The 11,319-nt window shown below is 56.3% G+C and carries 12 protein-coding genes and 1 pseudogene; 10 read left to right on the plus strand and 3 right to left on the minus strand.

The window, feature by feature from the left end:
- Positions 1-4: 4 nt before the first annotated feature.
- Together yagE and H2Z33_RS05375 are read right to left on the minus strand one after the other, a co-directional pair.
- Positions 5-913, minus strand: a complete 909-nt coding sequence (gene yagE / locus H2Z33_RS05370) for a 2-keto-3-deoxygluconate aldolase (RefSeq protein ID WP_045141858.1) — start codon at positions 911-913, stop codon at positions 5-7.
- 236 nt (positions 914-1,149) lie between these two features.
- A complete protein-coding gene (locus tag H2Z33_RS05375; protein ID WP_063134967.1) occupies positions 1,150-1,602 on the minus strand; it encodes a YhcH/YjgK/YiaL family protein in 453 nt (150 codons plus the stop codon).
- Between the two features lie 675 nt (positions 1,603-2,277).
- On the opposite strand from H2Z33_RS05375, the gene arcA reads away from it, so the two are divergent.
- From arcA to H2Z33_RS05400, 5 genes are all read left to right on the plus strand, one after another.
- Positions 2,278-3,498, plus strand: coding sequence for an arginine deiminase (gene arcA, locus H2Z33_RS05380; protein ID WP_017383903.1), 1,221 nt, complete (start codon positions 2,278-2,280; stop codon positions 3,496-3,498).
- Between the two features lie 10 nt (positions 3,499-3,508).
- Positions 3,509-4,420 carry a carbamate kinase gene (gene arcC / locus H2Z33_RS05385; protein WP_045141856.1) on the plus strand — a complete coding sequence of 304 codons (912 nt, stop codon included), beginning with the start codon at positions 3,509-3,511 and terminating at the stop codon, positions 4,418-4,420.
- A 119-nt stretch (positions 4,421-4,539) separates the two neighbouring features.
- Positions 4,540-5,544, plus strand: a complete 1,005-nt coding sequence (argF, locus tag H2Z33_RS05390) for an ornithine carbamoyltransferase (protein WP_003863360.1) — start codon at positions 4,540-4,542, stop codon at positions 5,542-5,544.
- A gap of 46 nt (positions 5,545-5,590) precedes the next feature.
- Positions 5,591-6,994 carry a YfcC family protein gene (locus tag H2Z33_RS05395; protein WP_063134966.1) on the plus strand — a complete coding sequence of 468 codons (1,404 nt, stop codon included), beginning with the start codon at positions 5,591-5,593 and terminating at the stop codon, positions 6,992-6,994.
- An 80-nt stretch (positions 6,995-7,074) separates the two neighbouring features.
- A complete protein-coding gene (locus tag H2Z33_RS05400; RefSeq protein ID WP_003863366.1) occupies positions 7,075-7,554 on the plus strand; it encodes an arginine repressor in 480 nt (159 codons plus the stop codon).
- A 3-nt stretch (positions 7,555-7,557) separates the two neighbouring features.
- On the opposite strand, the pseudogene H2Z33_RS05405 reads toward H2Z33_RS05400, so the two are convergent.
- Positions 7,558-7,675: pseudogene (locus tag H2Z33_RS05405) on the minus strand (hypothetical protein).
- Between H2Z33_RS05405 and H2Z33_RS05410 the strand changes: the two are divergent.
- From H2Z33_RS05410 to gbpA, 5 genes are all read left to right on the plus strand, one after another.
- Positions 7,655-7,759: a pyrBI operon leader peptide gene (locus H2Z33_RS05410; RefSeq protein ID WP_071524139.1), complete on the plus strand. Its 105-nt coding sequence runs from the start codon at positions 7,655-7,657 to the stop codon at positions 7,757-7,759. The pseudogene H2Z33_RS05405 and the gene H2Z33_RS05410 overlap by 21 nt on opposite strands.
- A 34-nt stretch (positions 7,760-7,793) precedes the next feature.
- Positions 7,794-8,726: an aspartate carbamoyltransferase gene (pyrB, locus tag H2Z33_RS05415; RefSeq protein WP_047364811.1), complete on the plus strand. Its 933-nt coding sequence runs from the start codon at positions 7,794-7,796 to the stop codon at positions 8,724-8,726.
- Positions 8,727-8,738: 12 nt separating this feature from the next.
- On the plus strand, positions 8,739-9,200 hold the full coding sequence (pyrI, locus tag H2Z33_RS05420) for an aspartate carbamoyltransferase regulatory subunit (RefSeq protein ID WP_010427352.1): 462 nt from the start codon (positions 8,739-8,741) through the stop codon (positions 9,198-9,200).
- Positions 9,201-9,273: 73 nt separating this feature from the next.
- Positions 9,274-9,660, plus strand: coding sequence for a 2-iminobutanoate/2-iminopropanoate deaminase (gene ridA, locus H2Z33_RS05425; protein ID WP_003863373.1), 387 nt, complete (start codon positions 9,274-9,276; stop codon positions 9,658-9,660).
- Positions 9,661-9,796: 136 nt separating this feature from the next.
- Complete coding sequence (gene gbpA, locus H2Z33_RS05430; protein WP_063867035.1) at positions 9,797-11,245, plus strand: N-acetylglucosamine-binding protein GbpA; 1,449 nt, start codon at positions 9,797-9,799, stop codon at positions 11,243-11,245.
- Positions 11,246-11,319 lie beyond the last annotated feature (74 nt).

The following is an 11,319-nucleotide window of genomic DNA, read 5'->3' on the forward strand; positions in this document are numbered from 1 at the left end:
CGGCTCAGCAGAGCTTGAGCTGTTGTAACAGGGTTTTCAGCTGCGCCTTGCGCGGCTCGTCCAGCGGCGAAGCTGGCGGCAGGACGTGCGTAGAAATCGGACGACCGCAGAGCACGATCGCCTCTTTAATGACGTTCACAAACGGCGTATCCAGCTGATACATCTGCGGGATTTGCAGCAGGGTCTGATGATACTCAGCCGCTTTCGCCACGTCGTTATCCCGCCAGGCTTTCAGAAGATTTACCGACACCTGTGGGGCAAAGTTGCCGCTGGCCGAGATCGCCCCGTCGCCGCCTAGCAGCAGGGTATTAAACAGATGATCGTCGTAGCCGCACAGCACGGTGAAGTGCGGATGGGCGGCTTTGACGGTGTGGATCATGCTGCGCAGGTGGGCGACGGAATCGATGGTGTCTTTGATGCCGACGATGTTACTGCGCGAGTCGGCCAGGGTTTTCACCAGCGCCGGGGTCAGATCCTGCCCGGTCAGCGCCGGGAAGTTATAGAGCATCACCGGCAATGTGACGCTGTCGGCCACCTGTTCGAAATAGCGGATCAGGTTTGCTTCCGACACTTTCCAGTAGTAAGGGTTGATCACCACGATGCCGTCCGCGCCCGCCTGCTGCGCGTGCTGGCTCAGTTCAATGGTTTCCCGGGCGTTGGTGCCGCCGGTGCCGATCAGCACCGGCACACGACGATCGACATGATCGATCGCAAACCGGGCAATGGTTTTACGCTCTTCGGCGCTGAGCTGGGAGAACTCGCCGCCGCTGCCCAGGAAGAACAGGCCGTCGACGCCTGCTTTAATCAGATCGTCGATCAGCGCGGCGGTACCCGGTTTATCGAGCTGGCCATCGGCGGTAAAAATGGTGGAGACAGGGGGAATGATACCCGTGAACAACGCGGACTGCGGCATGAGATCTCCTTGTTGAAACATTTTGTTCTACATTATAGAACAGCGTTCATTAATTTAACGATCATACTATGACGCAGAAAAAGCGCAGGTAAATGGGAAGGGATGAGGGAGTGCGGGAAGTTTAAGCTGGATCACATTATGCGTGGGTGCGGTCTGGTTCCCTCACCCTAACCCTCTCCCAAGGGGAGAGGGAACTTTTACACCCTCTCCCCTTGGGAGAGGGCCGGGGTGAGGGGTTACTCTACCAGCATCTTCACCACAACCTTACGCACCTGCGCCGGCGCTCCCACCGCGCACAGCGGCTTATGCACTTCGCCCGGCCAGAACACCACAAAATCCCCTTCGCTCAGCACCACGGTTTTCTCCTGCTCGCCTTCCGGCAGGAACGCGATGTCTTTGTCCGCCAGCCAGTCGGTGTCCGGCGTACCGTGCGGCAGGGTACTGAAGGTCATCCCTTCCTGACCTTTTAGCACAATCTGAATATCCAGATAGCGTGCATGGTATTCAGCGCGACGCTCGGCGAACGGCTGGGTCATGTACTCCGAAACCAGATAAAACAGGCTGTTGCCATTGATGTCGTGCTTACCGGTCGGCGTTGCGTCGGTGACGTGGGCCTTAACGTGCTCAATGGCCTGGCGCAGCTCTTCTGGCAGCCAGGACTGGAGATGATGAATATTGCCAATAATCATGATACAACCCTCAGATTAAAACATTGTTTCATTTTTATGTTTTATACGAGAATTGCCTCTTCCATACCAGCCCTTTTTTGACAAGATTTGCGTCAGCGCATGTTTATCGGGAAATGTGTTAATCCACTGTTAATTGCACACAGGCATTTATGCAGTGGTTATGCATAACCTCATTTCATGCACTTTGCACACAGGATCTAACTCACTGAATTTAAAACATAACTCACAAAACCTGTTGGTGTATCACACTTTACCACTTTGGTTATTTCCTTTAAAAATCCATAATTATTTATTGATTTCTCTTAAGTGAAAAATAGTTAACTGTCATTATTGCATAGCTATTCCCGTGACAACATTTTATCCATTAAAATCAACAACATAACTAAATATTTCAAAGCGTGTGATTCTACAAAATAATAACAACTTCAAATATTGCCACCCGTTCCTGCTTAGCTATTCATCCCTTAATAATATGAAATTAATCATTATCTGATACGAATCATGCAATTGAAAATAAACTGCTCAATATCGGTTTTCGCGTGAGCAATGTCACAATAACCATTATTTAAGCGCCTACTATAAATCACGAAATCAATTGAGCTTAGCCGCCATGAAATTAAACACATCACATGGCGCATGCCCTTTTTATTCTGAAAAAAAGTTAAAGGAATAATTATGGAAAAGCATTACGTCGGTTCTGAAATTGGTCAATTGCGTAGCGTTATGCTGCACCGTCCTAATTTAAGTCTGAAACGGTTAACCCCCTCAAACTGTCAGGAGCTGCTATTTGATGACGTGCTCTCGGTTGAACGGGCGGGTGAAGAGCATGACATCTTCGCAAACACGCTGCGCGAGCAGGGTGTGGAAGTCCTGCTGTTGACCGACCTTCTTACGCAAACGCTTGATATTGCTGAAGCAAAAGCCTGGCTTCTTGAAACACAAATCTCCGACTATCGCCTGGGGCCAACCTTTGCCGCCGACGTGCGCGGCTGGCTGGCGGATATGCCGCACCGCGAACTGGCGCGCAGATTAAGCGGCGGATTAACCTACGGTGAAATTCCGGCGGCCATTAAAAATATGGTGGTTGATACCCACACGGCGAATGATTTTATTATGAAGCCGCTGCCGAACCACTTATTTACCCGCGATACCTCCTGCTGGATATATAACGGCGTCTCCATTAATCCGATGGCGAAACCCGCCCGCCAGCGTGAAACCAATAACCTGCGGGCAATATATCGCTGGCACCCCGCATTTGCCGACGGCGAGTTTATTAAGTATTTCGGCGACGAGAATATTAATTACGACCACGCCACTCTGGAAGGCGGCGACGTATTAGTGATTGGCCGCGGGGCGGTATTGATCGGCATGTCCGAGCGCACGACGCCGCAGGGCGTGGAGTTCCTCGCCAACAGCCTGTTTAAACATCGCCAGGCCGAGCGCGTGATTGCCGTTGAGCTGCCGAAACACCGCTCCTGCATGCACCTCGACACCGTGATGACCCACATCGACGTGGACACCTTCTCCGTTTACCCGGAAGTGGTGCGCAAGGACGCCCAATGCTGGACGCTCACCCCGGACGGACGCGGCGGCCTGCTGCGCACCCAGGAAACCGACCTGCTGCACGCCATCGAGAAAGCCCTCGGCATTAACCACGTCCGCCTGATCACCACCGGCGGCGACGCCTTTGAAGCCGAACGCGAGCAGTGGAACGACGCTAACAACGTCCTGACCCTCCGCCCGGGCGTGGTGATCGGCTACGAGCGCAACGTCTGGACCAACGAGAAGTACGACAAAGCGGGCATCACCGTGCTGCCGATCCCGGGCGACGAGCTGGGACGCGGTCGCGGCGGCGCGCGCTGCATGAGCTGCCCACTGGAACGCGACGGAATTTAAAGGAGCCATCATGGAACGAAAACCCACTCTGGTTGTGGCCCTTGGCGGCAACGCGCTGCTCAAGCGCGGCGAGCCGCTTGAAGCGGACATCCAGCGCCAGAACATTGAGCAGGCCGCCCGCACCATCGCCGGCTTAACGGAACAGTGGCGCGTGGTGCTGGTGCACGGCAACGGCCCGCAGGTCGGACTGCTGGCGCTGCAAAACAGCGCCTACGACAAAGTCACTCCCTACCCGCTGGACGTTCTTGGCGCCGAAAGCCAGGGAATGATCGGCTACATGCTCCAGCAGGCGCTGAAAAACAATCTGCCCCAGCGCGAGGTCAGCGTCCTGCTCACGCAGGTGGAAGTGGACGCCGCCGACCCGGCGTTCAGCAACCCGACCAAGTACATCGGCCCGGTCTACAGCGAAGCCCAGGCTAAAGCGCTGGCCGCGGAAAAAGGCTGGGTGTTTAAGGCCGACGGCAGCTACTTCCGCCGTGTGGTGCCGTCGCCGCAGCCGAAGCGCATCGTCGAGAGTGACGCCATCACGGCGCTGATTCAGCGCGACCACCTGGTGATCTGCAACGGCGGCGGTGGCGTGCCGGTAGTGGAAAACGCCAACGGCTATCGCGGCATTGAGGCGGTGATCGACAAAGACCTCTCCGCCGCCCTGCTGGCGCGCCAGATCGAGGCCGATGCCCTGCTGATCCTCACCGATGCCGACGCGGTGTACCTCGACTGGGGCAAGCCAACCCAGCGTCCGCTGGCGCAGGTGACGCCGGAGCTGCTCAGAGGCATGCAGTTCGACGCCGGATCGATGGGGCCGAAAGTGGCCGCCTGCCGCGAGTTCGTTGAAGCCTGCAATGGGATAGCCGGGATCGGCGCGCTGAATGACGGCGCGGAGATCCTGGCGGGCGAGAAAGGCACGTTGATTCGTAACTGAGTCGTTTTCCCCTCACCCTAACCCTCTCCCAAAGGGAGAGGGAATGTACGCCCCCTCTCCCTGTGGGAGAGGGCCGGGGTGAGGGCATCAGACAGCTAAATTTTAAAAAGGATTTCCCCATGACCATTAACCTGAAAAACCGCAACTTCCTGAAACTGCTGGACTACACCCCGGCGGAGATCCAGTACCTGATCGATCTCGCCATCGAGCTGAAGGCCGCCAAAAAAGCCGGACGCGAAAAACAAACCCTGGTCGGGAAAAACATCGCCCTGATCTTTGAAAAAACCTCCACCCGCACCCGCTGCGCCTTCGAAGTGGGTGCGTTCGACCAGGGCGCGCAGGTCACCTACCTCGGCCCAAGCGGTTCGCAGATTGGCCACAAAGAGTCGATGAAGGACACCGCCCGCGTGCTGGGCCGCATGTATGACGGCATCGAGTATCGCGGCTACGGCCAGGCCATCGTTGAAGAGCTGGGCGAGTACGCGGGCGTGCCGGTGTGGAACGGCCTGACCGACGAGTTCCACCCCACCCAAATTCTCGCCGATCTGATGACCATGCTGGAGCACTCTCCGGGCAAAACCCTGCCGGAGCTGAGCTTTGCTTATCTCGGAGACGCGCGGAACAACATGGGTAATTCGCTAATGGTCGGCGCGGCCAAAATGGGGATGGATATCCGCCTTGTGGCGCCGAAATCCTTCTGGCCGGAGGCGGGCCTGGTTGAGCAGTGCCGCGCCATCGCCAAAGAGACCGGCGCGCGCATCACCCTCACCGACGACGTGGAGGAAGGCGTGCAGGGCACCGATTTCCTCTACACCGACGTGTGGGTTTCCATGGGTGAGCCGAAGGAGGCCTGGGCCGAGCGCGTCAGCCTGATGAAGCCATATCAGATTAACGCGGACGTGATGAAGGCCACCGGTAACCCGAACGTCAAGTTCATGCACTGCCTGCCGGCGTTCCACAACGAGCACACCAAAGTGGGCCGCGAAATCGAAATGGCGTACGGCCTGAAGGGGCTGGAAGTGACGGAAGAGGTCTTCGAATCACCGAACTCCATCGTCTTCGACGAAGCAGAGAACCGCATGCACACCATTAAAGCGGTCATGGTGGCGACACTCGGCGACTAATCACCGCCCGGCGCGCCGCGGGGTGCGCCGGGTTCAGGAGAACATCATGGGCAAGTTCAAGTTTCCCTCCGCTTACACCATTCTCTTTTTTCTGATTGCCGTGGTTGCCGTGCTGACGTGGATTGTTCCGGCCGGGCAGTACCATATGGCAATGAACGAGGCGCTCGGTAAAGAAGTGCCGGTTGCTGGCACCTACGCGCACGTGGCAGCGCACCCGCAGGGGCTGGTTTCGGTGCTGATGGCGCCGATTGCCGGGCTGTACGATCCAGAATCCGGCCAGGCCGGGGCCATCGACGTGGCGCTGTTTATCCTTATCATCGGGGGATTCCTCGGGATCGTCACTAAAACCGGGGCGATAGACGCCGGGATCGAGCGCGTCACTACCCGACTACGCGGCCGCGAAGAGTGGATGATCCCGATCCTGATGGCGCTGTTTGCCGCAGGCGGCACGATTTACGGCATGGCAGAAGAGTCGCTGCCCTTCTATACCTTACTGGTGCCGGTGATGCTGGCGGCGCGGTTCGATCCGGTGGTTGCTGCGTCCACCGTGCTGCTCGGCGCGGGGATCGGCACCCTCGGCTCCACCATCAACCCGTTCGCCACGGTGATCGCCGCCAACGCCGCCGGGATCCCCTTCACCAACGGCATCATGTTGCGCATCGCGCTGCTGGTGATCGGCTGGATCATCTGCGTGGCGTGGGTAATGCGCTATGCCCGCAAGGTGCGCAAGGATCCGTCGCTGTCGATCGTGGCGGATAAGCAGGAAGAGAACCGCGCCCACTTCCTCGGCAACAAGGGCGAGCAGTCGCTGGAGTTTACCCCGGTGCGCAAACTCATCCTGGTGATCTTCGCCCTCGCCTTCGCGGTGATGATCTACGGCGTGGCGGTGCTGGGCTGGTGGATGGCGGAGATCTCGGCGGTGTTCCTCGCCAGCGCGATTATCGTCGGGCTGATCGCCCGCATGAGCGAAGAGGAGCTGACCTCAACCTTTATCAACGGCGCGCGAGATTTGCTGGGCGTCGCGCTGATTATCGGCATCGCGCGCGGTATCGTAGTGATCATGGATAAGGGCATGATTACCCACACCATTTTGCACAGCGCCGAGGGAATAGTCACCGGATTGTCGACGGTGGCGTTCATCAACGTGATGTACTGGCTGGAAGTGGTGCTGTCGTTTCTTGTGCCTTCTTCGTCCGGCCTGGCCGTTCTGACGATGCCGATCATGGCGCCCCTTGCCGATTTCGCTAACGTCAACCGCGACCTGGTGGTTACGGCTTACCAGTCGGCGTCCGGCATCGTTAACCTGATCACTCCCACCTCTGCCGTCGTGATGGGCGGGCTGGCTATCGCCCGCGTGCCCTACGTGCGCTATCTGAAATGGGTCGCGCCGCTGCTGGGGATTTTAACGGTGGTGATTATGGTGGCGTTAAGCCTGGGCGCCCTGTTGTAATTTGCCGGATGGCGCTGCGCTTATCCGGCCTACGGATCGGTGCGGTGCCACCGATTATTTCGGGAACTGATATGGGAACTATGATGGATTACGAAGAGTACTCTCCCAAAGAGCAACTACAGCTAACGGTCTGCCAGCGTCTGATCGCGGAAAAGAGCTATCTCTCCCAGGAGGAGATCCGCCGCGACTTACAGGAGCGGGGTTTTGAGACCATCAGCCAGTCCACCGTTTCACGTCTGCTCAAGTTGCTCGGTGTCATAAAAATTCGCAATGCCAAAGGGCTAAAGATTTATTCGCTGAATCCCCAGCTGCGCCCGGCCCCCGACGCGGCGCGTACCGTCTCTGAAATGGTGGTGAGCGTGGAGCACAACAGCGAATTTATCCTTATCCATACCGTCGCCGGATATGGCCGCGCGGTGGCGCGTATTCTGGATTATCACCAGTTACCGGAAATTTTAGGCGTGGTGGCCGGAAGCAGTATTGTCTGGGTCGCGCCCCGCGTGGTGAAGCGCACCGCGCTGGTGCATAAGCAAATTAATTATTTACTCAGAACGCATTAATATTCATAAAGAACCGTTTGCATTGAGTAAAGCGTGCATTAAATCGCTTGATCCCAAAAGCGAGCTGCGTATAATGCCCGACAATTTGCCGGGAGGAAGCATGGTCAAGCGTGTACGACATATCGTCTTACCGCGTCTGAAATCAGACGCTGGCCTGCCGTTTTTCTTCCCGTTGCTAAACCTATTCCCAGAGCCCCTCATTTGAGGGGCTTTTTTTTGCCCGGCGTCAGGAGATAAACATGAATCCGCTTTATCAAAAACACATCATTTCCATAAACGACCTCAGCCGCGAAGAGCTGGAACTGGTTCTGGAAACCGCGGCAAAACTGAAGGCCAATCCGCAACCGGAGCTGCTGAAGCACAAGGTGATTGCGAGCTGCTTCTTCGAGGCCTCCACCCGCACCCGCCTCTCCTTCGAAACCTCCATGCACCGCCTGGGCGCGAGCGTGGTGGGCTTCTCGGACAGCAGCAACACGTCGCTGGGCAAAAAAGGCGAGACCCTGGCGGATACCATTTCGGTTATCAGTACCTACGTGGACGCGATTGTGATGCGCCACCCGCAGGAGGGCGCGGCGCGTCTGGCGACCGAGTTTTCCGGCGGCATTCCGGTGCTGAACGCCGGTGACGGTGCCAACCAGCACCCGACGCAGACCCTGCTGGATCTGTTCACCATTCAGGAGACGCAGGGCACGCTTGAGAACCTGAACATCGCCATGGTCGGCGACCTGAAATATGGCCGCACCGTCCACTCCCTGACCCAGGCGCTGGCGAAATTTAACGGCAACCGCTTCTTCTTCATCGCGCCGGACGCGCTGGCGATGCCGCAGTACATTCTCGATATGCTGGACGAAAAAGGCATCGCGTGGAGCCTGCACGCCAGCATAGAAGAAGTGATGGACAACGTGGATATTCTCTACATGACCCGCGTGCAGAAAGAGCGTCTGGATCCGTCCGAATACGCCAACGTGAAGGCGCAGTTCGTGCTGCGCGCCAGCGACCTCGAGGGCGCACGTGACAATATGAAGGTGCTGCACCCGCTGCCGCGCATCGATGAGATCACCACAGACGTGGATAAAACGCCGCACGCCTGGTACTTCCAGCAGGCCGGAAACGGCATCTTCGCCCGCCAGGCGTTACTGGCACTGGTTCTGAATCGCGAATTGGCACTGTAAGGGGAAACGACAATGACACACGATAACAAACTCCAGGTTGAAGCCATCAAGCGTGGCACCGTGATTGACCACATCCCTGCGCAGGTGGGCTTTAAGCTGCTGACGCTGTTCAAACTGACCGAAACCGACCAGCGCATCACCATCGGCCTGAACCTGCCGTCAGGCGAGATGGGCCGCAAGGATCTGATCAAAATCGAGAACACCTTCCTGACCGACGAGCAGGTCAACCAACTGTCGCTGTACGCGCCGGACGCCACCGTTAACCGCATCGACGATTACGACGTGGTGGGCAAATCCCGCCCTAGCCTGCCGGAGCGTATTGAAAGCGTGCTGGTCTGCCCGAACAGCAACTGCATCAGCCACGCTGAGCCGGTTTCCTCCAGTTTTGCAGTGAAAAAGCGCGCCAATGATATCGCGCTCAAATGCAAATACTGCGAAAAAGAGTTTTCTCATTATGTGGTGCTGGCCAACTAATTGAGGTTGGTAATGAAATCCCGGCTGTTATAATGGCCGGGAACATTCTTAACGCTGTAATTCTGGAGAAAACATGAGCAAAGTACTCGCGACGGAAAATGCACCTGCGGCTATCGGCCCCTACGTTCAGGGCGTTGATCTGGGCAGCATGATCATCACTTCAGGTCAGATCCCGGTGAACCCGAAAACTGGTGAAGTGCCAGCAGACGTGGCGGCACAGGCGCGTCAGTCGCTGGAAAACGTGCAGGCTATCGTCGAATCTGCCGGTCTGAAAGTGGGCGATATCGTCAAAACCACCGTGTTCGTGAAAGATCTGAACGATTTCGCCACCGTTAACGCCACTTATGAAGCGTTCTTCACCGAGCACAACGCCACCTTCCCGGCGCGCTCCTGTGTGGAAGTGGCGCGTCTGCCAAAAGACGTAAAAATTGAAATCGAAGCGATTGCCGTACGTCGCTAATTTATTTCAATAAAGAGAAGGCAGCTCAGGCTGCCTTTTTTATTGCGACCATTTTTACTCTCTCCAGGCAATGACGCATCCCCACTCCATTAATAGACTGACGCTGCCTTGTTATATTCTAATTAATGGATGAAGAATGAAACTCTCTAAGATCGCGCTGGCCGTTGCCACATTAGCGGTTGCGTCTTCCGCACTTGCACACGGATATATAGAATCCCCCGCCAGCCGCGCTTATATGTGTAAGCTCGGCCAGAATATTGACTGTGGCTCTGTACAATATGAACCGCAGAGTGTAGAAAAGACCTCCGGCTTCCCGACGGGCGCAATGCCGCCTGACGGCCAGCTTGCCAGCGCCGGTATTGCCAGCTACTCCCAGCTTGATAAGCAGAGCCTGAACGCCTGGACTAAAAGCCCCATGACGGCAGGCCCGCATGAATTTGTCTGGCACCATACCGCGCCGCATAAAACCACCAACTGGCGTTATTACATTACCAAACAAAACTGGGACCCCAATAAACCGCTGACCCGTGACCAGTTCGAATTAACGCCGTTCTGTACTATTAACGGGAATGGTCAGGCACCGTCCATGACAAAATCCATGACCTGTAATGTCCCGGAACGTACGGGCTACCAGGTTATTTATGGCGTGTGGGAAATCGCGGATACCACAAACAGTTTCTATCAGGCCATTGACGTTGATTTCGGTAACGGCGGCAACGTCACGCCGGACGATACCCCAGCGGTAATATCCCAGTGGAGTAAAACCCTGAGCGGACAGATTGCCGGGAATAACCTGAACGTGGGCGATAAAGTGATTGCACGCTTCTTCGACGCCAACGGGGAAGTTGCCGCCCTGCGTAATGAAATGACCATCGGCTCTTCAGAACAAGGCGACGCTAACCACTGGTCCTACGATCTGGCGCAGAAGATCAACACCACTCATAGCGATGTCCGCGTCGGTGTGAAAGATGAAGCCGGTGAAATCAGCCCGATTCACGGCGCCAACAGCGTATTCGTGAAAGACGGCAGCACGCTGAGATCCGTTGCCATCTCTTATGAAGAGCAAAAAGCGCAGGTGAGCGAGACCATCACCGTTTCCGATCTGCAATACAGCAAAATCGAACATGGCAATGTGATTGTGACCTTCCATGTAAACACGCAGGGTGACGTTAATTTTGAAGCGCACGTGATGAACCACCACGGTGCCGAAAAAGGTTACCTGAAGCAGGATATGAATAACGTCAATCAAAACGTGACCATGACGCTGACTGACGTCACGGCGGGCCACCATATGCTGAAATACTACGCCACCAATAAAGACGGCACCCTGTTCGCGCAGGACGTGCTAAACCTGATGCTGGAAAGCGACGCGGCGGACAGCAGCGGCCCGCATGACTTTATCTTCCCGGACAGCATTGCCTCCTACAAAGCGGGCACCGTGGTGTTACAGCCTAAAAACGGTAAGACCTACGAGTGTAAACCGTTCCCGTATAGCGGCTACTGCGTGCAGTACAGCCCAACCGCAAACCAGTTTGAGCCGGGCGTGGGCGCGTACTGGAAAGAGGCGTGGGTGCTGAAGAACTGAGTTGCCTTCACGCCCGGCGGCACTTCGTTTGCCGGGCCTACACGTCACGTAGGCCCGGTAAGCGTAGCGCCACA

It is taken from the genome of Enterobacter sp. YSU, assembly GCF_016082135.1.
Classification (GTDB): domain Bacteria; phylum Pseudomonadota; class Gammaproteobacteria; order Enterobacterales; family Enterobacteriaceae; genus Enterobacter; species Enterobacter hormaechei_C.